The organism is Dyella lipolytica (assembly GCF_030160075.1).
In the GTDB taxonomy this organism is placed as follows: Bacteria; Pseudomonadota; Gammaproteobacteria; order Xanthomonadales; family Rhodanobacteraceae; genus Dyella_B; species Dyella_B lipolytica.
In genome coordinates, this window is sequence record NZ_BSNQ01000009.1 from 436,647 (window position 1) to 458,450 (window position 21,804).

18 protein-coding genes are annotated in these 21,804 nt (G+C 59.8%); 10 read left to right on the forward strand and 8 right to left on the reverse strand.

Annotation, left to right across the window (positions count from 1 at the left end; genetic code table 11):
• Positions 1-220: 220 nt before the first annotated feature.
• Positions 221-433 (reverse strand): hypothetical protein, encoded by a 213-nt coding sequence (locus QQL64_RS15165; protein WP_284401173.1) that lies wholly within the window; start codon positions 431-433, stop codon positions 221-223.
• A 462-nt stretch (positions 434-895) separates the two neighbouring features.
• On the opposite strand from QQL64_RS15165, the gene QQL64_RS15170 reads away from it, so the two are divergent.
• Positions 896-1,450 (forward strand): hypothetical protein, encoded by a 555-nt coding sequence (locus QQL64_RS15170; RefSeq protein ID WP_284401175.1) that lies wholly within the window; start codon positions 896-898, stop codon positions 1,448-1,450.
• Between the two features lie 134 nt (positions 1,451-1,584).
• Positions 1,585-2,172 (forward strand): hypothetical protein, encoded by a 588-nt coding sequence (locus QQL64_RS15175; RefSeq protein WP_284401176.1) that lies wholly within the window; start codon positions 1,585-1,587, stop codon positions 2,170-2,172.
• Between the two features lie 30 nt (positions 2,173-2,202).
• On the opposite strand, the gene QQL64_RS15180 is transcribed toward QQL64_RS15175, so the two are convergent.
• Both QQL64_RS15180 and QQL64_RS15185 read right to left on the reverse strand, forming a co-directional pair.
• Positions 2,203-2,862 carry a hypothetical protein gene (locus tag QQL64_RS15180; protein ID WP_284401177.1) on the reverse strand — a complete coding sequence of 220 codons (660 nt, stop codon included), beginning with the start codon at positions 2,860-2,862 and terminating at the stop codon, positions 2,203-2,205.
• A gap of 139 nt (positions 2,863-3,001) precedes the next feature.
• The gene (locus QQL64_RS15185) at positions 3,002-3,385 is read right to left on the reverse strand and encodes a hypothetical protein (protein ID WP_284401179.1); all 384 of its coding nucleotides are present in this window, start codon (positions 3,383-3,385) and stop codon (positions 3,002-3,004) included.
• 507 nt (positions 3,386-3,892) lie between these two features.
• Here QQL64_RS15185 and QQL64_RS15190 point away from each other — a divergent pair.
• From QQL64_RS15190 to QQL64_RS15200, 3 genes are read left to right on the forward strand one after another with little or no spacing between them, the layout of a single operon-like run.
• Positions 3,893-4,765, forward strand: a complete 873-nt coding sequence (locus QQL64_RS15190; protein ID WP_284401181.1) for a fumarylacetoacetate hydrolase family protein — start codon at positions 3,893-3,895, stop codon at positions 4,763-4,765.
• A complete protein-coding gene (locus tag QQL64_RS15195) occupies positions 4,762-7,701 on the forward strand; it encodes an FAD-binding and (Fe-S)-binding domain-containing protein (protein WP_284401183.1) in 2,940 nt (979 codons plus the stop codon). Before QQL64_RS15190 ends, QQL64_RS15195 begins: the two co-directional genes overlap by 4 nt.
• A 49-nt stretch (positions 7,702-7,750) precedes the next feature.
• On the forward strand, positions 7,751-8,584 hold the full coding sequence (locus QQL64_RS15200; RefSeq protein WP_284401185.1) for an enoyl-CoA hydratase/isomerase family protein: 834 nt from the start codon (positions 7,751-7,753) through the stop codon (positions 8,582-8,584).
• A 77-nt stretch (positions 8,585-8,661) separates the two neighbouring features.
• On the opposite strand, the gene QQL64_RS15205 is transcribed toward QQL64_RS15200, so the two are convergent.
• The 3 genes from QQL64_RS15205 to QQL64_RS15215 form a co-directional block, all read right to left on the reverse strand.
• Complete coding sequence (locus tag QQL64_RS15205; RefSeq protein ID WP_284401187.1) at positions 8,662-9,390, reverse strand: TSCPD domain-containing protein; 729 nt, start codon at positions 9,388-9,390, stop codon at positions 8,662-8,664.
• A gap of 194 nt (positions 9,391-9,584) precedes the next feature.
• A complete protein-coding gene (locus QQL64_RS15210) occupies positions 9,585-10,076 on the reverse strand; it encodes a hypothetical protein (protein WP_284401189.1) in 492 nt (163 codons plus the stop codon).
• Positions 10,077-10,174: 98 nt separating this feature from the next.
• The gene (locus QQL64_RS15215) at positions 10,175-12,322 is read right to left on the reverse strand and encodes an adenosylcobalamin-dependent ribonucleoside-diphosphate reductase (protein WP_284401191.1); all 2,148 of its coding nucleotides are present in this window, start codon (positions 12,320-12,322) and stop codon (positions 10,175-10,177) included.
• A 400-nt stretch (positions 12,323-12,722) separates the two neighbouring features.
• Here QQL64_RS15215 and QQL64_RS15220 point away from each other — a divergent pair, with 400 nt between their 5' ends.
• The 5 genes from QQL64_RS15220 (at position 12,723) to QQL64_RS15240 (ending at position 19,699) form a co-directional block, all read left to right on the forward strand.
• Entirely contained in the window at positions 12,723-14,045 is a 1,323-nt protein-coding gene (locus tag QQL64_RS15220; protein WP_404601072.1) for a Do family serine endopeptidase, read from the forward strand.
• A 207-nt stretch (positions 14,046-14,252) separates the two neighbouring features.
• Positions 14,253-15,638, forward strand: a complete 1,386-nt coding sequence (locus QQL64_RS15225; RefSeq protein WP_284401206.1) for a LysM peptidoglycan-binding domain-containing protein — start codon at positions 14,253-14,255, stop codon at positions 15,636-15,638.
• 13 nt (positions 15,639-15,651) lie between these two features.
• Complete coding sequence (locus tag QQL64_RS15230) at positions 15,652-16,353, forward strand: HAD family hydrolase (protein WP_284401208.1); 702 nt, start codon at positions 15,652-15,654, stop codon at positions 16,351-16,353.
• 118 nt (positions 16,354-16,471) lie between these two features.
• Entirely contained in the window at positions 16,472-17,848 is a 1,377-nt protein-coding gene (locus tag QQL64_RS15235; RefSeq protein ID WP_284401210.1) for a leucyl aminopeptidase family protein, read from the forward strand.
• A 120-nt stretch (positions 17,849-17,968) separates the two neighbouring features.
• On the forward strand, positions 17,969-19,699 hold the full coding sequence (locus QQL64_RS15240; RefSeq protein WP_284401211.1) for a M1 family metallopeptidase: 1,731 nt from the start codon (positions 17,969-17,971) through the stop codon (positions 19,697-19,699).
• 9 nt (positions 19,700-19,708) lie between these two features.
• Here the strand turns inward: QQL64_RS15240 and QQL64_RS15245 are convergent, their stop codons facing one another.
• Positions 19,709-20,317, reverse strand: a complete 609-nt coding sequence (locus QQL64_RS15245; RefSeq protein WP_284401213.1) for a DUF4126 domain-containing protein — start codon at positions 20,315-20,317, stop codon at positions 19,709-19,711.
• Between the two features lie 311 nt (positions 20,318-20,628).
• The gene (locus tag QQL64_RS15250; protein ID WP_284401214.1) at positions 20,629-21,639 is read right to left on the reverse strand and encodes a trypsin-like serine peptidase; all 1,011 of its coding nucleotides are present in this window, start codon (positions 21,637-21,639) and stop codon (positions 20,629-20,631) included.
• Positions 21,640-21,804 lie beyond the last annotated feature (165 nt).

Genomic DNA, 21,804 nt, shown 5'->3' on the forward strand with positions numbered 1-21,804 from the left:
CGCAGCACCTCGCCGAACTATCTTCCTCTGGACTGGCATTGTCCAGATGAAAGCGGAGAGGCGGAATGTTCACGCATCAGGCTTTCGGGAATTCTGAAGCAAGCGGCTACCGTGACGTAGCAGCGTCGACCCACGCCGATCTTCGGACTTTTCCCAAAAAAAGCCGACACACTGTTCTCACTCAATGTGCCGGCAAGGCCATCACACGGACACGCGCGATTTATCCACCCAGCTCAGGGGTCAGCGTGTCGACGTAGTGATGCAGGAAGTAGATGGCGGCGTTCAGGCCGTTGAGTTGTACTGGATTGAGCGGCAAAAAACCGCTGCTTTCGCCGTTTTCTTGCTCTCGCTTGAAGGCGCTGTGCTTCTCCAAGATGCCTTCAATCACCGCCACGGCGAGTGCGGTGCCGGCCATGCGTGCAGCGTTGGTCAACCGCCTTTCCCGCTCCAAACTCAGTGGAAAGAGCGTGCCGTCGACCGATGAAGTGGATTTCGATTTCGGTTCGTTGCGAACCAAAAGGTGTGCGTGTGCCGTATGATCCCTGAAGGCCATGATCAACTCGCTATTAGTTGGTTGTGGTTTAGCGGGTCGTGGGAGCTACTACTCCTGCGACCCGCGCTTCTCCAAGCATTGCTGCATGGGTCATCGGCGTTTCCGCATTCGCGAAGTGCGCCGGTGACTATGCGACCGTAACAAGTGATGTCACGGGTGTATGTAGGAAATGTATGCCGCGTGTTGTGCGTGTCGTTTAGTGCCAATAGCGCATCTCAACATGCTTGCCCGACGCATTCCAACCGCGCTCGCACAGCAACTCCATGGCTGCGAGTACTGACAACGCGTGAGCGGCCAGTACAAGCCAAAGTCATACGACTTGGAACTTTGGGCAGTCTCCCTATGTCTGTTGCTGGTGGCCTGACAACCGCCACCCAACAGGGGATAAGAATGAAAAGGCTTGCTCTTCTTGCGCTGTTTATAGCTGCTGGAAATGCTTTCGCTTTCCAGCAGTCAACGGCGCCCACACACACGCATCATGAATCCCAGTCCGGCGTTTCAGAGTTGCGTGACTTCTGGAATCACTATCAGGAAGCCGTCAAGCAGAAGGATGCGAAGACGTTACTCGGTTCATATCTAAACGATTCGATACCCGTGATTGGGGGCATCGCTCCTAAGTCCTACGCGATCATCGTTGCTGCAAACAAGCAACCTATTCCCCGCGTCCTGACATCGACGGGCAAAGACAATGCGACGGGCGAGACGAAATTGCCACCCGATGCAACAAGCAATCTGCAAATCCAAACCGACGGCGAAGTTGGCACCGTCTCCTGGGACTACGCCGCCACCGTGGGTCACGGCCAAATCACATGGACGGTAGTGCGTACGAATGACGGGTGGAAGATCTCGTCGATTGTCTACTCTATCAACGTGCCTGCTGCTGACAAAGCGGCGTAGCAAAGAAAAGGAGGCAGAGTGCTTTTCTGCTAGAAAAGCACCCTGCCCTCCCTATTTCCGACCATATATTTCGCTCTAGTAGGAATCGTTGTTGACGCGTTCCGTACCCTGTCCGACACTTCCCTAGGATTCGTTTGCATGCTTTGGCGACCTTCCTACCTAAGGAAATCAAACTCATGCGCTTTTCGATATCTCAGCGCGCCACTTTGAAACGTGGTTTGCGCACCTTTATGCCCACCGTGTTGGTAGTTGCAGCAAGCACCGTCAGCGTCTGTTCGCAGGTTATGGCCGCCGAACCGACCAGAGACGCGCTTATCCATGCCGCCGAAGTGGCGTACTTGAAGAGCGCGGTGTTCACGCCCGATTCGCCGATGATGGACGCCATGCTCGCGCCCGCAAAATCCGCCAACCCGGATGTATCGGCCGACATTTGGGCTGCTGTCAAAGCCGACACAGGATCGGCGATTACATCGGTGATGTTCGGTCCGGGAAGCGCCGTCGAAACGACCATGCACCAATCGCTCGACAAACTTTCCAATGCGGAGCTGCAGCACCTGACCGTACTACTGTCAGATCCGGTGATGCTGAAGTTTCAGCAGCTGATGGCCGACCCTTCGACGCAACGCGACCTCATGCAGGGCTTAATGGGCAGCACGGCAAAGATGCAGGCTGCTGTAAATGGCGTGCTGGTGCGGCATGGCCTAAAGGTGCCGAGTCCATAGGGACAAGTGGGTTGCCGCCAGGTGATGCATTTATTTTTGTTGCCGGGTGATATTCGTACACGAAAGCGTCCTCAGCGCTCCACTTTTGTCGAGCAAATGACATTCTGGGGAAGCTGGCGAGAAAAAATCGCGCTTGGTTCGTAGCCCTGGTTGCACGGTAAACACCAGATCATCTTTGGCCGTCCAAAGGATGTCGCTTGGCGCCCCTTGCAGTCTGTAAAGGAGAGTGGCGCCAGGAAGCTGATCCTTGCCTGGGCTGACCATGTAAATGGCTCCGGTACTCATCCCAAGGTGACTCAGACCAGTGAACACAACGACGCCGAATGGCATGGGGACAATGCCAAGGACGTTGTCCTCCAGCAAACGGTGGATTACTCCATCCTTGTCCCGGTAGACCAGCTCACCACCCCATTCGCCACGATTCCCACCCAGAAGCTGTCCCCCATAGACAGAAAGGATGTATTTGGGAGCGACGCTGATGGTCTTCACGTGTTTGCCGTCTTCGCCGTAGCCAACGACCTGTGTCTGGTAGATCAACGATGAGTTGTCACCCGACAATAGCGCACGCTTATTCGGCCAACGAGATTCCTCGACAGCCGATCCTTTTACCAAAACCTTATGGTCAAACAGGTTGCTATACGACTGACAACCGCAAAAAACCATCACCAGAGCAACAAGCATCCAGCGCATAAGTCGGTTTCCATCCCAAGGCAGGCACAAGCCCAGCAACCCAAACGGATGCCGCTCTCTCAATCACGTCTTCGATAATTCCGTAATTAAGGGGTCAAAGACATTTACTCAAACCAAAATGTCTCTGACCCCGGCAGCCTTAGCGCGACGCGCCGAGCAACCCGACTTTGTAACCCGCCTCACGCAGGCGACTGGTGGCTTTCATGCTCAGCACCAGCATGATGATCAGGTTGATCAGCGGAATGAAGCATCCAATGATCAGCAAGACCTTCGATCCCGTGGAATAGCCTAGGCCTGAACTCAAACGAAGAATGCCGATGATCGCCATCACCAGGGCGGCGATGCTGACCAGTGACATCAGCAATACGCCGAACGCGTGCTGGCCCGCGATGGCTACGAAATTCAAAAGAATCGAATAAATAATCAGCTTCTGGCCGCTGGCCGCCTGATCGAGATCGGCGTAATCGAATTGATCGTTGTCGACGTCTGACTTCGGTGCATCGTACGGATTGTTGGTGCCCATGTTTTCCCCCTTTCATGCGCTTGAGATCTACCGACCTACGACAGGACGGTAGGCTTTTGGATCATGCAATGAAGGGCGGCATCGCTGCCGCCCTTTGGGTGTGGCAAGCAAGAAAAGATGCAAACGCCAAACCCTTCAAATCTATGAATTAGGAATACGCCCCCGAGGAATTGATGCTAGGCGAATGCGAGAAAAGCTGCAAACAGCCGATCTCCGGGCAGCATTCGCTCGCAACGCGCGGGCTATGCCATTGACGGCATGGCACTTTTTTATCCTGCCCGGGCTTCGTTCGATCTCTTGTAACTCGCGTGACTTTTATACATACGCAGTCAACCTCGTACAAGCGAGAAAGACTGCGCTGCGCTAGCTTCGGTCTCAACGTAAACATCGCGAAGCCGTTTGACGCATGGGTCCGTAGGAAGCGTTTTTGAATCAAAAAAATGGCCTTGGCCAGAACGAATCTATGGCGCCGAGGCACGTGTCCGCAGACCACTGAAGGAGTAGCCCATGCGCATCGTCCATTTCGAGAAGGGAGGTGTCCTCGGAATTGCGGCGGATAGCGGCTCGGGCTGGCACGGCGTTACGAAGCGCCAGAGTGGATTTCCAGGCACGCTTCCGGAACTGATTGCGCAAGGCGCCGATCTGTTGCGCACAGGCAGAGATCTTCTGCTCAAGCACGCCATCGACCTGAGCGCAGTTCGGATACTGCCGCCGGTGCCCAAGCCGCCGAAAATTCTCTGCGTCGGCCTCAACTACGACGATCATCTCGAGGAAAGCGGACTCAAAAAGCCGGTCTATCCCGAAATTTTTGGACGGTTCGCGACGAGCCTGATCGCTCACGGTGAGCCGATCCGTCTGCCACGCGAATCGACCGCGCTCGACTATGAGGCGGAGCTCGCCGTGGTGATCGGTCGGGGAGGACGACGCATCAACCGCGACAGAGCCCTCGATCACGTTGCGGGCTACTCCCTCTTCAACGACGCGACGATCCGCGATTTTCAACTGCGCACGCCGCAATGGACGATGGGCAAGAATTTCGATGGCACGGGAGCGTTCGGCCCCTGGCTGGTGACGCCCGATGCGCTGCCGCCGGGGGCTCACGGGTTGCACATCCAAGGTCGTTTGAACGGTCAGGTGATGCAGGACTCGTCTATCGACAAGCTCATTTTCAGTGTCCCCGCACTGATCGAATTGATCAGCGTCGCGATCAGCCTGGAGCCGGGTGATGTGATCATCACCGGAACACCGGGTGGCGTGGGGGCGGCACGCAAGCCACCGGTTTACATGCAGCCGGGCGATGTCTTCGAAGTGGAGATCCAGGGGATGGGGGTCTTGAGCAACCCCATCCAGCGCGAGTCACAAGAGGACGCATCGCGATGAGTAAAAAGCTATTTTCTGCGGACGCTGCGCGCATAGGACGAGGCCATGGGCCATCGGAGAGCGATGCAGTCTCTGCCTCTCTGGTCGACGGGACACCCGGTGACCTGAAGGCCGATCTCATCGCCCTCCTGGGAAAACAGAGCGTCCTTTACAGAGCGATCGATCTGGTGCGGTTTGCCTCCGATGCGAGCCCGTATCGACTCATCCCACAAGTTGTTGTGCAACCCCGAACCACCGATGACATCGTCAAGCTCTTCCGCTATTGCCGAGAGAAAGGAAGGCACGCGACGCTCCGCGCCGCGGGAACCAGCTTGAACGGTCAATCCCTATCGGACGATCTACTGATCGACGTGCGCCGTCATTGGTACGGCGCCAAAGTGGAGAACGATGGTTTCCGAGTGCGCGCGCGTCCAGGCATGATCTTGGGACACATCAACGCCATGCTCGCGCGATACGGTCGACGACTCGGACCGGATCCGGCAAGTTTGAATGCATGCACCGTCGGTGGTGTGATCGCCAACAACTCTGGCGGCATGCGCTGCACCGTCAAAAACGACGCTTATCAGACCGTCTCGGCGATGACGTTCGTAACGGCCTCCGGCGCCGTCATCGACACCTCGGCTCCTGATGCAGAAGCGGCATTCGAACGAGCCGAACCGGATCTTGCGAGAGGGCTGCTGGCACTTCGCGCAGAGCTGCTTGCCGATCGTGAGCTGACCGAACGCGTGCGACGCAAATATTCGATACGGAATACCCATGGCTACCGGCTCTGCGCGTTGCTCGACGGCGAGACGCCACTGGAAATCTTTCGTCGTCTGCTCGTGGGATCGGAGGGTACGCTCGCGTTCGTTGCCGAGGCCGTGATCGGCACCGTGCCTGCTCCCAACGTGACCAGCGTCGCTTGGATACCTGTCCCCACCATCGACGAGGCGGTGGGCCTTGTGCCCAGCCTCGTCGGTCTCGGCGCCACCGCCGTCGAGTTGATGATCGCTCCCGCGCTCACTGCCGCCGGCAACGCTTTCGCGAATACGCCTTGCTATTGGAAAACGCTCGATCCGAATGCCGCGGCCTTGCTCGTGGAGTTCGGTGCCGAAGACACGCAAGCGCTCGAGGTTTTGCAGAACAAGGTCATCGCGCTGACCGCCAACGCCCATCTACTCCACCCCGTAGAGTTCACGAGCGTGGAGGAAGCGGTCGAGCTGGCGTGGCACGTGCGCGAGGGACTGCTAGGACTGGTCGGCAAACTGCGTCCGAAGGGCTCGACGCTCATTACCGAAGATGTGTGCTTTCCGCCGGAACGTCTTGCGCAAGGTGCGAGAGATGTCCAGGCATTGCTCAGCAAGCACGGCTTCATTCCCGGTGTCGCGGGTCACGCAGCGCACGGCAATCTTCACTTCACGCTGGTGGCGAACTTTAGCAATCCCGAGGATCACGAACGCTACGCGGTCTTCATGAAGGAACTCGTCGAGCTGGTCGTGCGCAAGCATGACGGTTCGCTCAAGGCCGAGCACGGTACCGGTCTCAACATGGCGCCCTTCGTCGAATCGGAATGGGGCGCAAAGGCCACCGCCATGATGTGGCGAATCAAGGAGCTGGCCGATCCCAAAGGTATTCTGGGACCGAACGTGATCCTGACGCGCAATGCAAAACTTCACCTGGAGAATTTGAAATCGGTGCCGCTGATCGAAAACGTTACGGATTCCGTGCAATGCATCGAGTGCGGATTTTGCGAACCGGTGTGTCCCAGCCGCAACGTCACCATGACGCCAAGGCAACGGATCGTGACGAGGCGTGAGATGGCCCGCCAATCGCCTGGATCACCGATGCTTGCCCAGCTGCAGGAGGAGTATCAGTACGACGGCATCGAGACCTGCGCCGGCGATGGTACCTGCGCCATTCCCTGTCCGATCGGCATCAACACCGGTGCGCTGATTCGCGAATTCCGTGCGATGGAAACCACGTCGACGGCCGACAACGTCGCGCTGCGACTCGCCAAGAACTGGAGCACGGTCGAGACGCTAGCCCGCGTTGGCCTGTCCGCCACACATGCCTTCTCCACGGTATTCGGATACAAGCCGCTGAAGGCCTTGACCGGCGTTGCGCGAGCCGTCGCGAGTCCGGATCTGATACCTAGTGTGCCGGGCCCTATGCCTCGGGCAGCTCGGGCTCTGCCGTCGACCGAAAAGAATGGCGCCGCCGCCGTCTACTTTCCCGCCTGCATCAACCGGATGTTTGGCCGCGATCCGGACAGTCCGGCTTCGCCTTCCTTGCCGGAGATGTTCGTCACTCTGTCCGAGCGCGCCGGAAAGCCGTTGTGGATACCGCCTGACGTCGTCGGTCTATGTTGTTCCTCCCCTTGGAAGTCGAAAGGCTATCCCAAGGGTCACGAATTCATGGCGAAATCCGTCGCCGACGCCATGCTGCGATGGAGCGACGATGGCAAGATTCCGATCGTCGTCGATGCGGCATCGTGCACGCTCGCTCTGAGCCAGGATATTGCCTCGTTACTCGATGCCGAGACCAAGGCCAAGTACGAGAGTCTGAGCATCATCGACTCGATTGCGTGGTGTCGCGACCTACTTCCGACGTTGACGATCCGACGGAAACTTGGGCGTATCGCCGTGCATCCAACCTGCTCCATCACGCATCTGGAATTGGCGAAGACGCTCAAGCAAATCGCGACGCATTTGGCCGACGATGTCGAGGTGCCGATCGGCACAACCTGCTGCGGGACGGCCGGTGATAGAGGCCTTCTCCATCCCGAACTCGTCGTCTCGTCGACCCGCGAGGTCAAAGCCGTTCTGGATGCTCACCCGGCCGAAGCCTACATTTCGGCGAACCGAACCTGTGAGATGGGCCTTCGACATGCGACCGGGCGACCGTATGAGTCGTTTGTCTTTCTGCTTGAAGAATTGAGTCGTCCGGAGACGCACTAACGGATGACCGCAAGCTCGCCGAGACGATGACCGACAAGGATCCGCTCCCATGCCATTTTCTGACTATCAATGTTTGAAGCTCGCCATCGATTCCGGAGTTGCGTTTGTCAGCATTAATCACCCGCCGATAAATCTTCTCGATGAAGTTCTGTCGCCGGAGTTGGACAAACTTGGCAGAGAGCTGGAAACCGATGACAGCGTCCGGGTGGTCGTCTTGCAGAGCGCTCTTCCTGATTTCTTCATAGCCCACTCTGGATTGGGCCGGGTTGGAGCCGCTTCGAAATTGGTGTCCCATACGCGCAGCTTTCGTCTTACACAGATGATCGGCGAGCGGTTCAGGAACATGCCCAAGGTAACCATCGCCAAAATCGAAGGACGATGCCGGGGCGGCGGGAGTGAGATCGCGCTGGCTGCGGACATGTGCTTTGCTGCCATAGGTAAAGCGATCTTCGGCCATCCAGAGGTCGCGGTTGGACTCGTTCCGGGCGGCGGTGCCACGCAACGATTGCCACGCGTCATGGGGCGCGCACGCGCCTTGGAAGTGCTCTTAAGTTGCAATGACTTCTCGGCGGAGCTGGCAGAGCGTTACGGCTATATCAATCGAGCGCTGCCGGCGGACGAGTTGACGCCCTTTGTCGAGAAACTGGCTTACCGCATCGCCTCATTTCCGGCGCATACCATCGCCCACGTCAAGGCGGCCGTGGATATCGGAGCATTCGGCTCATTGGCAGAGGGGCTTCTGGTGGAAGCCCATGAATCCGATTTGAGTGTCGCCAGCGAGGTGTCGCAAGCGCGCGTGAAGGAAGCATTGAAGGTCGGCGCCGAAACGTATGCAGGCGAGTTGGAGATGGACTTTCTAGAGAGACTCACCCCGGCAAGATAGCCCGCGACTGAATCAAAAAGAAAAGCCCCGCGCATGCGCGGGGCTCATTTATTTCTCTTGCACTTGAGCTACCAGGCTCAGCCGCACTTGCTATAGCCGCAGTTGAGGCAGGTCTGGCACCCGTCCATCAGCACCAGCGCCTTGGTGTTGCACTTGGCGCACAGCGTCGCCCCGGGCGGAAAGCCGGCGGAATCGTTGGTGTCGGCGTCGGTGGGGCTCAGCTCAGTTTTTTTTTGCGTGGCGTTTTCGTAGGCCGCGCGCTTCTCGGCGATGAGTGCACGCTGGCTGTCGCTCATCTCGGGATCGTGGATCAGGCCGATATTCTTCATGTGTTGCTCGATCACCGCGCCGATCTCGGCGACGATGCTGGGCATGTAGACGCCGCCGGCCTTGAAGTAGCCGCCGCGGGGGTCGAACACGGCCTTCATCTCTTCGACCAGGAAGGTGACGTCGCCGCCTTTGCGGAACACGGCGGAGAGAATGCGGGTGAGCGCCACGATCCACTGGAAGTGGTCCATGTTCTTCGAGTTGATGAAGATCTCGAAGGGGCGGCGCTGTTCATACTTGGTGCCGGCGTTGAGCACGATGTCGTTGATGGTGACGTACAGGGCGTGTTCGAACAGCGGCGATTTGATCTTGAAGGTGGAGCCGATCAGCGTCTCGGGACGCTCCAGGCTCTCGTGCATCTGGATGACTTCGGCGACCTGGGGCTCTTTGGCCTCGGCGACGGGTGCGGCGGCAGCGGCTTTGTCCTCGGGCTTGACGACCTCGTAGCCCTTGATCTTCTTTTCGATCTTGATCGTCATGTGCAGCGTTCCTGATGTGTGGCGGTGCGCGATGTTGTTTGATTGCCTAGGTTCGGCTTATCGCACTGGGTGGATGGCACTGACAAACATGATGGCTAGTGCGGCCCCTCACCCCGGCCCTCTCCCCGAAGGGGCGAGGGAGCAAAACTAAAAAACATCCGGCCCGGCGCGAACCGGGCCGGATGGGGTGTTGCTTACTTCTTGCGGGCGGACTTCTTGGCGACGCGCTTGGTCGCCTTACGACCGGCCTTCTTGCTGGCAGTGGACCTCTTTACCGCTTTCTTGGCGGTTTTCTTGCTAGCGGCTTTTTTCGCCGTCTTCTTACCGGCGGCCTTACGGGCCGTCTTTTTGCTGCTGACCTTCTTTGCAGCTTTGCGGGCCGTCTTCTTCACGGCCTTGCTGGCTTTCTTGGTCGCCTTCTTGGCAGCCTTCTTGGCAGTCTTCTTCACCGCTTTCTTGGCAGCGCCCTTCTTGGCGGCTTTCTTGGTCGCCTTCTTGGCGCCGGCCTTCTTCACCGCTTTCTTGGCGGCTTTCTTGGCGGCGGGTGCAGCTTTCTTGGCAGCTGCTTTCTTGGCTTTCTTGCGACGTGCCTTCTTCGGCGCAGCGGGTGCCGCTTCGGTCGAAACCGGTGCGGCCGGTGCGATCAGATCGTCGTGATGGACTTCGAACTCGGTATCGATGGACATGCGGGTATTCCCCTCCGGACGTTTGTTATGGAACTAGCGTTGAGTTTATTACGGTGTGTGTGCGGAAACGTAGCGCGAATTTGCGTTACATGCCACAACTAGAACTTGCCGTAATAACCTTCCTTCAAGGCATCGAACAAATTGGCGGCTGTATGCATCTCGCCGTCGTACTCCACTTCTTCGTTGCCTTTCAGTTCCACAACACTACCGTCCTCCAATTCGAAGCGGTAGAGGGTGCTCTCAAGATCGGCTTCTTTTACGAGCACGCCCTGGAATGCCGCGGGGTTGAAGCGGAACGTGGTGCAGCCCTTGAGACCCTGTTTATAGGCGTAGAAGTAGATGTCTTTGAAATCTTCGTACGGGTAATCGGTAGGTACGTTGGCGGTTTTGGAGATGGACGAATCCACCCATAGCTGCGAGGCGGCCTGGATGTCGACATGCTCTTTGGGGGAGATGTCGTCGGCCGCGACGAAGTATTCGGGCAGCTTGGTCTTGGGGTCATCGCTGAACGGCAGCGCTTCGGCGTTGATCAAGGCGCGGTAGGCGAGCAGCTCGAAGCTGTACACCTCCACTTTCTCCTTGGTCTTGCGGCCTTCGCGGATGACATTGCGCGAATAGTGGTGGGCGAAGCTGGGCTCGATGCCGTTGCTGGCGTTGTTGGCCAGCGACAGAGAGATGGTGCCGGTGGGCGCAATGGAGCTGTGGTGGGTGAAGCGTGCGCCGACTTCGGCCAGCTCTTTGACCAGATTCGGCGCCACGCTGGCGACGCGCTGCATGTAGCGGCTGTATTTGGCGTGCAGCACGCGGCCGGGAATCAGATCGCCGATCTTGTAGCCGTCCTCGACCATTTCCGGACGCTTGCGCAGCATGTCGCCGGTGACGGTGTAGTTCTTGGTGAGCACCGGGGCCGGACCTTTTTCCTTGGCCAGATCCAGCGCCATCTCCCAACCGGCCACGGCCATTTCACGCGACACGTCTTCGGTGAAGGCCACCGCTTCGGCGCCGCCGTAACGCATCTTGAGCATGGTGAGCGTGCTGCCCAGCCCCAAGAAGCCCATGCCATGACGACGCTTGGAGAGGATTTCGTTGCGCTGCTGCTCCAGCGGCAGGCCGTTGATCTCCACCACGTTGTCGAGCATGCGGGTGAAGATCTTCACCACTTCGCGGTATTCGTCCCAGTCGAAGCGGGCCTTGGGGCCGAAGGGATCGCGCACGAAGGTGGTGAGGTTGATCGAGCCGAGCAGGCAGGAGCCGTAGGGCGGCAACGGTTGCTCACCGCACGGGTTGGTCGCGCGGATGTGCTCGCACCACCAGTTGTTGTTCATCTCATTGACCTTGTCGATGAGGATGAACCCGGGCTCGGCGTAGTCGTACGTCGAGACCATGATCATGTCCCACAGATGCCGCGCACGGATGTGGCCGTAGATCTTGCAGGCGACCAGGCCGTCTTCGCGCTCGACATAGTTTTCGTGTGTGGGCCATTCGCGCCACACGACCGTGGCGGGGTCGTTGAGGTCGGTGTCGTCCTTTTCTTTGACGTGCACCGGGAAGACCAGCGGCCAGTCCTGATCGTGTTCCACGGCCTGCATGAAGCCGTCGGTGATCAGCAGCGACAAGTTGAATTGGCGCAGGCGACCGTTTTCGCGCTTGGCGCGGATGAATTCCTTGACGTCGGGATGGCTGACATCGAACGTGCCCATCTGCGCACCGCGACGACCGCCGGCGGACGACACGGTGAAGCACATCTTGTCGTAGATATCCATGAAGGACAGCGGACCGCTGGTGTAGGCGCCCGCACCCGACACGTATGCGCCGCGCGGGCGCAGCGTGCTGAACTCGTAACCGATGCCGCAGCCGGCCTTCAGCGTGAGGCCCGCTTCATGCACCTTGTTCAGGATGTCATCCATCGAATCGCGGATGGTGCCGGACACGGTGCAGTTGATGGTGGAGGTAGCGGGCTTGTGTTCCAGCGCGCCGGCATTCGACGTAATGCGGCCGGCGGGAATCGCACCGCGGCGCAGCGCCCATAGGAATCGTTCGAACCATTGTTCGCGCAGTTCCGGCGTGGCTTCTACATCCGACAGTGCACGCGCGACACGTTGCCAGGTGGCGTCGATGGTGGCGTCCACCGGCTCGCCCGTCTTGGTGCGCAGGCGGTATTTTTTGTCCCAGATGTCCTGCGAAGCAGGCTGCAGTGGAATGGCAGCGGCATCGCGACTCGTGGTTGTTGCACGCAAGGTGCTCATCGGCTTCCTGACCTCCCGGTATGGCCTCACGGCCCCGTTGGTTTCTTATATGAGTGATGGTGTCAGTCGACCGGAAACAAACCGGTCTGCCTGGTTCACGCCCCGCGCGTGAGGCCAGGCCTGGCATGACTTTGCGAACAGCGGCAGCCCCTCCTGACGATATCCACATGGGTACCAGTAATGGGTAATCAACCGGTACCTGCACACAACATGTTGTGGTTGCGAACGTGGAGGGAACGTTACCCCCGCGACCGGTCGATGTAAAGTGCTAACTGCGTCTCAGTTGTCGGGAACCGCTCGCCTGAGGCCGAGTCGAATAAACCAATTTCATCGCCGACCAGGAGACCTCATGGATCGCCGTTTCCTCCGCCGTTCCGCTGCGCTTTTCGCCATCGTAGCGATGGCTGCGTTGCCGATAGGTGCACGCGCAGCGCTGCCGCCCGTGGTGAATGGCCAACCCCTGCCCTCGCTTGCGCCGATGTTGCAAAACGTGACGCCGGCGGTGGTGAACATATCGACCAAGACACGGGTGCGGGTCCGCAATCCGTTCTTCGACGATCCGGTGTTCCGGCAGTTCTTCGGGCTGAACGGCTCGTCCCGTGAACAGGTGGAACAGAGCCTGGGCTCGGGCGTGATCGTGGATGCGGCGAAGGGTTACATCCTTACCAACAATCACGTGGTGGGCGGCGCGGACGACATTACGGTGACGCTGCAGGATGGGCGCAATGTAAAAGGCACGCTGGTGGGTACCGATCCGGCCACCGATGTGGCGGTGGTGAAGATCAACGCCACCCACTTGCAGGCGTTGCCGATTGCCGATTCCAGTTCGCTGCGGGTGGGCGATTTCGTGGTGGCGGTGGGCGATCCGTTCGGGCTGGGACAGACGGTGACCTCGGGCATTATTTCCGCGCTGGGTCGTTCGGGCTTGGGCGGGTCGAGTTTCCAGAATTTCATTCAGACCGATGCATCGATCAATCCGGGCAATTCCGGTGGCGCACTGGTCAATTTGCGCGGCGAACTGGTGGGCATCAATACGATGATCCTGTCGCCTTCGGGCGGTAACGTGGGTATCGGTTTTGCGATTCCGACCAAGATCGCCAGCGAGGTGATGCAGCAGCTGATTGCGCACGGCAAGGTGAGCCGCGGCAGCCTGGGCGTGCAGACGCAGGACATCACGCCGAATATCGCCAAGTTACTGGGATTGAAGGACAACAACGGCGCGGTAGTCACACGCGTGATGCCGGGTTCGGCTGCCGATCACGCCGGTTTGCAGGTAGGCGATGTGGTGACCGGGATCAATGGCACAACGTTGCAAAATGCCGATCAGCTGAGCAATGCCGAAGGTCTGCTGCCGGCCAATAGCACGGTCACGCTGAGTGTGTTGCGCAAGGGCACGACGCGGCAGGTCAACGCGCAGCTGGCGCCGGAAAAACTCGCCATGCTCGACGGCGGCAAGCTCGATCCGCGCCTGGCTGGCGTAACGTTCAGCGACCTTAATGATCAGCAGGCCAGCCAAGGTACGGCAGGTATCGCCGTCGCTGCGGTGAGCCCCGCCAGTCGCGCTGCGCAGGCAGGGCTATCCGCTGGCGATGTGATCGTGGGGATCGGCAATCGGCGTGTCACCAGCCTGCGCGATTTGCAGGGCCTGGCGGCGCTGCGGCCGCGTCAGCTGGTGTTGCTGGTGGCTACTGACGAAGGTCTCAATTACGTCGTGATCCAATAGGCGAAAAAGACGGAACGTGTCGACGAAAAGCTCTTGGCGCGTTCCGTCTCAATCACGCGTTTGACGCAAATACATGAACGTACTTGATGTTTATTGCTTGATGTTTTGCCCGCGGACCGCTGAAATACAGCAACCCCGTCACTAAACACACGGACTGTTGACGGCACACTTGCACTCATTCCGCCATTTCGTAGGTCGCGCCTTCTTATGTCAGTACGTATTACTCGCTTGCTTTCCATCGCCTTGATCGGCGCCGGCCTTTCCACCGTCGCCTTTGCCGCAGCGCAATCATCATTGGTGTGGCGCGGCGACGCGGTTACTGCCAACGGCGTGGTCAAGGGCATGGCGCAGGCATGGCAGTCGACCGGCCACGGCCGCGTCGAGGTGCAGCAGTTCAATACGGCGTCCGGCCTGGATGCGGTGTCTAGCGGCGCCGCCGATATCGCCGGTAGCGCACGCGACAGTTCCGGCAGCGCGCAGGACAGCGGCCTTACCTTCACACCGGTGGCGTGGGATGCCCTGGTGCTGATCACCAGCCCGTCCAACCCGGTGAGCAGCCTGACACTGAAGCAGGTGCACGACGTTTACTACGGCAAGATCAGCAACTGGAGAGACCTCGGCGGCAACGATGCGCCGATGGACGTGTACGCCGTGGCCAGCCCGGGCGATGGCGTGGAGTTCAGCTTGCGCAAGCTGTTGTTCGGTCGCGGTAGCCAGCCGGTGGCGGCGCCGCGCTTGTATGTGAACACGGTGCAGCTGGAGCAGGCGGTAGCGCTCGATCCGCGCGCATTCGGCGTCACCACGCTGTCGAGTGTCGCGGGCAATTCGAGGATCAAGATGCTGCGTATCGAAGGCGTGGCACCCAGCATGTCCAGCGTGTCCAGCGGCAGCTATCCGCTGTTCACTCCGCTTTACCTGGTGACCCGCGCCGGCAGCCCGAATGCAGCGTCTGCGCAGGAGTTTGTCGATTTTGCGCAGAGCGCCAAGGGACAGTCGGTGCTGCGCTCGCATAGCTTGCTGCCGTATCAGCAGGGCGCCGCACTTGCCTCGCTGGATGCATCGCGTCGTGGTCGCATTCTCGCCGAAGTCGGCGCGCGCGCCAGCGCCGAACCGACTCAGATTGCCGCAGCAGCCAGTCCGGCTGCCCGCGCCCTACCCGCAAGCGCCGCTGCTCTCGCCTCGCGCACGGCCGCTGCTCGCGCAACCACGCCTGGTTTGAGCGCGGTGACTGGCGCCGTGGTCGCCGCACCGGAACCGAGCAGTCTGAAAGGTGTGCGCGGCGACGCGTTTACCGTGGCCAGCGCAGCTAGCCATGGCAGCGACTTCGTCAAGGTCACTGCGGATGCCTATGTGAGTTACGGCAAGGTGGTCGCTGCCAAGGCAACGAAAGCCGCCAAGACCGCCACCTCGACCAGCAAAAAGGTCGATGCAAGGAAGATCGCCAGCGCGCGCACTTACCGCGTCGGCGCTGGCGAAACGCTGTATTCGATCGCGCGCAAGCACGACGTTGACGTGGCGCAGATCCGCACCTGGAACCACCTGAAGGACAACACCGTCCGCACGGGTCAGATACTGCGCATCGACGCGCGCTGAGACACGGCTTGCGGTGCGCATCCTCGCACTCACGATCGATCTCGACGATACCCTGTGGCCGGTGATGCCGGCCCTCGAACGCGCCGATCGCGATCTCGATGACTACCTGCGTCAGCACTATCCGCAAGTCGCGCAAACCTGGCCCATTCCCGCGATGCGCGCATTGCGCGCACGTGTGGCCGCCGAATTCACCGACCTGGCGCATGACTTCACCGCACAGCGCTACATCACCCTGCAGAAGGCGTTCGATGCCTGCGGCATCGCCGAAGCGCCGTTGGACGCGCTGTGGGAAATCTATGCCAGCGCGCGCAACAGCGTGGTGCTTTATCCCGACGCCCTGCCCGCGCTAGAACGCCTGCGCGCGATGCGTCCGGTCGCCAGCCTGACCAACGGTAACGCCGATCTGGAACGCATCGGTCTGCACATGCATTTTGCATATCAGATCAACGCGCGCGATATCGGCGTGGCAAAACCGGATGCGCGGATTTTTCTGGCCGCTGCCGAACAGCTCGGCGTGGCACCGGAGCAGATCTTGCACGTGGGCGACGATCCCGAGCTGGATGTGGTCGGCGCGCGCGAGGCGGGTCTGCGTACGGCATGGATCAATCGCGCCGGTCATCCCTGGCCGAACGCGCTTGGGCCGGCGCCCGATCTGGATCTGCGCGATCTGGCATCGCTGGTGGATTGGCTCGAGCACCATGGCGCTGGATCGTAGGTTGGGGTAAACCTGCTGCGCAGCAGGCCATCGGGGTTTTGAACAGCGTGCGAAAAGCGCGCATCATGCGCGGCTAATGACCCCGCTGCGCGCATGCCAGATATGCGCAAGGAACCCCATGTCCGCCCTGATCGAACTCCGCTCCCATCGCCACGCCACGACGCCGATCGAGGCCACCGACGCCATCCACCTCGGCGCGACCCGCAAACGTTTGAGCGTTGCGCAACGCAACTGGCTGGACGAAAACGGCTTCGATGCCCAACTCGGCAGCGTGTGTCTGCTGCCGGACGAGAACGGCAAGCTGGCGCGCGTGTTGGTCGGCGTGGATCGCCAGGATCCGCTCGCCGCATTGGCCGCGTTGCCGATGACACTACCGGTCGGAACCTACACGCTGGCCGCGGAGAGCGTTGCCCTTGACGCACAGTTGGCCGCACTCGGCTGGGCATTGGGTGCCTATCAGTTCACTCGCTACCGCAAGTCCCGGCGTGCCCCCGCGAAGCTTGCAGTCGATGCCAAGACAGCAGCCGCGCTCGCGCCACTGATCGAAGCCACTGCGCTGGTGCGCGATCTGGTCAACACGCCTACGGAAGATATGGGGCCCAAGCAGCTCGCCGATGCGGTGAAGCAGCTCGGCAAAACGCACAAAGCCAAAGTACGCGAGTGGGTCGGCGATGAATTGCTGGAAGACAACTTCCCGACGATCCACGCGGTAGGTCGCGCCAGCCATCGCGCACCGCGCCTGATCGAGTTGCACTGGGGCAAGGCATCGCATCCGAAACTGGTGGTGGTCGGCAAAGGCGTGTGCTTCGACACCGGCGGCCTCGATCTGAAACCGTCCGATGGTATGCGCTGGATGAAGAAGGATATGGGCGGCGCCGCCCATGCGATCGCGCTGGCCGGCCTGGTGATGCAGGCGAAACTGCCGGTGCGGCTGACGCTATTGATTCCTGCGGTGGAGAACGCGGTCGCCGGCAACGCGATGCGTCCGGGTGAAGTGATCGTCACGCGTGCCGGTCACAGCGTCGAAATCGACAACACCGACGCCGAAGGTCGCTTGGTGCTGTGCGACGCATTGGCCTACGGCGCCGAGCAGAAGCCGGACCTGATCGTCGACTTCGCCACACTCACGGGTGCGGCGCGCGTCGCACTCGGTCCCGACCTGCCCGCGTTGTTCGCCAACGACGACGCCATCGCCGAGGTGGCGCTCACCTGCGGCCGCGCGGTCGCCGATCCGCTGTGGCGACTGCCGCTGTGGCGTCCGTATCGCAAGATGCTCGACTCCTATCTTGCCGACTTCGCCAATGCCGGTGCATCGCGCCACGCCGGCGCGATCACCGCCGCACTGTTCATGGAGCGCTTTGTGCCTGAAGGCATGCCCTGGGTGCATCTCGACACCTACGCATGGAACGACGCGGATCGCCCGGGCCGCCCGCGTGGCGGCGAAGCGATGGGTCTGCGCGCCTTGTTTGCGTATCTCCAAAAGCGCTATCCCTGACGCCGCCATACCGGAACAGCCGGCAGCATGCTCGCTGCTCCCGGCGTGACTTCCGGCTTTGCCAGAGGTTGCGCCAAGCTGGCACGATGCGGGACACCCTTCGCCACCTCAAGGCTGTCCATGCACGCTCTGCGCCCCGCCCTGCTCGTACTCAGCCTGGCTCTCTGCCTGGATAGCCACGCCGCAACAACGGCACAACCGCAACAGCCGCCGCTTACGGCGCAGACGGAAAGCTCAGGCGGCGTGATGCCTGCCGAGCAGACTCGCGTGCATTTCGATCACGCGGAATTGCATATCGCGGTCGACCCATCGAAGCAACGCATCGACGCCAGCGCCACGCTCACCTTCAGCGCACGCTCGCCCACCGACGTGCTGCTGCTGGATCTGGATCGCAATCTGCCGATCAGCGCGATCGAGGTGGACGGCAAACCGCTCGCCGCCGCGAGCTGGAGCAATCCGGACGGACGCCTACGCATCCAGTTGCCACGCAAGCTGGCAACCGGCGACACGGTGCACGCCACGGTGCACTACGCCGGACAACCGCACATTGCCAAGAACGCACCCTGGGACGGCGGTTTCGTATGGAGTCACACCGCGGACGGCCAGCCCTGGGTAGGCAGCGCCGTCGAAGGTGAAGGCTGCGATCTGTTCTGGCCGTGCATCGATCATCCGCAGGGCAAACCGGATCTGGTGGATCTGTATGTGACGGTGCCCAAGCCGCTGGTCGCGCCGGGCAACGGCGTATTGATCGGCGTCAGCGACGATGGCGATACGCGCACCTATCATTGGCGCGCCAAGCATCCTACGACCTACGCCATCTCGATCAATGTTGGCCCGTTCAAGGAACTGCAAGCGAATTACCGCAGCCGTTATGGCAACACCATTCCACTGCAGTACTGGTACTTGGAAGGCAACGAGCAGCAGGCCCGCGCGTTGTTCAACGAGTTCCCGCGCATGCTGGATTTCAATGAAGCGGTGATCGGTCCCTACCCGTTCGGCGATGAAAAGATGGGCGTGGTGGAAACGCCGTACGAGGGCATGGAGCACCAGACCATCAATGCCTATGGCAACCACTACAAGAAAGACGGCAGTGGCTTCGATTGGCTGTTGCAGCATGAGTTCGCGCACGAGTGGTTCGGCAACCAGATGACCAATGCCGACTGGGATGACATGTGGCTGCACGAAGCGTTCGCCACGTACATGCAACCGCTGTACAGCCAGAGCATCAATGGCGATATGGGTTACTACGCTTGGTTGCAGCGGATGCGCCTCGGCGTCGAAAACCATGCGCCGATCGTTTCCGGAAAAAGTGAGACCGAAGCGCAGGTCTACGATCACGGCCCCGATCAGGACATCTACGGCAAGGGCGCACTGATGCTGCATTCGTTGCGGCAGCTGATCGGCGATCAAGCTTTTTTCGATAGTCTGCGCGTGCTGGTCTATGGACGTCCTGACCCGAAGCCCGGCAATTTCGCGCCGCACTACGCCGACACGCACGACTTCATCGCGATCGTGAATAAGGTCAGCGGTCGCGACCTTAGCTGGTTCTTCAACGTCTACCTGTATGAGGCCGCGTTGCCGAAGTTGGACGTACAACGCCAGGGCGACACGCTCAGCCTTCACTGGCAAGCACCGCACGACCGGCCCTTCCCGATGCCGGTGGAAGTACAGGTCGACGATGCCGTGCACGTGCTACCCATGGATCGCGGCACCGGCGCTCTCGCCGTGCCGACCGGTGCGCTGGTGATCGTCGATCCGCATTCGAAGCTGCTGCGCGATCTGCCGCAGGTCACCGAATATCAGCAATGGCTGAAGCAACAGCCTAAACGGCAGAAGGCAACGCAGAACTGAGACGCGGGCTCAACCTGCACCCGACAACATCGTGCCGACCTTGCGCAGCTGTCCCAACAGCATGCGCAGGCCGCGCACGATTTTCGGCAGCAGCCAGCACAACAGCACAATGAACAGCGCCAGCAGAATCAGCAGCACTAGCGGGTGCTGCCACATCAGGTAAAGGATGCCGAGCAGCGAGATGTCCTCTCCGGCGCTCGCGCTCCAATTGCTGATGGGTTCGGGCGATGTGTTGATCAAGGCACGTCCGCCCGACTTGGCCAGATGCGTACCGGTTACCACGGCACCGCCCAGCAAGGCCGCGGCAAGCTGCTGATCCATCCCTGCGTTCTTGAACACACCCCACGCCAACAACGTGCCCACCGGGATGCGGATGAAGGTGTGGATCGAATCCCAGACGCTATCGAACACCGGAATCTTGTCGGCGAGAAATTCGCCCACCATCAGCACGCCCGACATGATCAGCACCCAATTGTGGCTGAGCACGTCCAAGCCTGGCGGCAGACTCACATAACCCAATCGTCCCAGCATGCCGGCGATGAACAGGGTGGCATACAAGCGGATGCCGCTGGCCCAGGCCAGTCCGCCGGCGAGCGCAAGGTTCGGTAGAAGATTCATACAGCGACACCTCCATAGCCGGGAAGCCTCTTTGACGGGCTGCGAAGACGTCTGTTAGGACGTCTCCGTGGCGAAGAGTACTGCTTCTAAGCTAGAGGACTCTGGGAGCGGCCGTGAATGGCCTCGTTTGGAGTAGTGACGAAACGGATTTGGGTCAGGACTAAGGCTTGCGAAAAGTGCCACCCCAAGCCTTGTTTACTGCAATCTGTCCCAAGCGCACTTCGTCTTCACGCTCGCTTCGTCTCAAACCTGCACACCTCCAAGTGCTCGATTTAGTTAAGCGAAGGGCATTCGCTTAACGCTCTGCTGGATCAGTGCAAGGCCGCATTGTCGGCTTCCGGATAGATGACGCCGAAGGTTGTAGGGCGCAATCGTGCGTAATTGTGCCCATTGTGAACGACACCAATCACTTCAGGCGACAATGGGCCCCCATGATTCAGCACTAGAGGCCCACCGCTGTTTCCGCTTTGCGTGGCGCACATAGGCACAAAAAGTCCAACGCCATGCGGACTATCTGTAGCGTGGCCAACACATCGGCGTTGCTCGCCGTTATAGGGGCCATCCCCTGGGATCCACGCCCCGGGATAGCCGATCACTTCCACCGCCTTGAAATCACCACTGTCCGTCATCAGCGGCGCCAATCCACCGCCCACCACTTGTTCGATCGGATAACTGCCTTTAGTGAAGGGCATGCTGGGATAAATGCTCAGGACAGCAACGTCATTATCAACCTCGTGCTCCCCAGCACTGAGGTAAGGAATAAACGCCTGCTTCACCGGCCACTTGCCATAGGGCGCGCGCCCGGCTCCCTCTGCAGCACCGTTGTACGCCGGAACAAAGACCATCATCTCCTTCCAACGGGCGTAAGCCTGCACGCAATGCGCTGCGGTGAGCACCAAACTCTTACTACGGGACAGAATCACCGATGCAGAACAGTGAGCAAGCTTGCCAGCGGATTCACGGTAAAACAGCATGCCATTCACCTTCGACAAAGCGTGTTCCGTATAGGGCTCAGGCATGACCACGTAGCCGGATTGATCGCCTCCAAAAGGTTTCTCCAAGGGCCTCCATGGCATGCCCTCCGAGGTCTCGGCCAACTTCATCTTCCCTTCGTCCCAGAACTCAATGATGTCGCTCGGATTTTCCTGAATGGGACTCGCCTCTATCGGCGCATCCATCCTGTTGTTGGTTACACCCTCACCGTTTGGGCCCTGTTGCGCATGAGCCGAGTGAAAAGCCGTTGCCATACCTAATGCAACGCAGGTCCAACCTATCGTCCGCACACCTAGCTTGTTCCAGAACTTGCTGCAGATCCTTTTCATCGTAAATTCCCTATGTGTCTTGGCAGTGATGCGATGTTTCAGCACACAAGCAGTTTCGCCTTCGCGAATCCCACGGCATTGAAAACAGCGCATGTACTGAATACACGGGGCTCGAACTAATTCGAATCAGCCATGCAAACACAGAACGTGTAGTCATTGACTCCG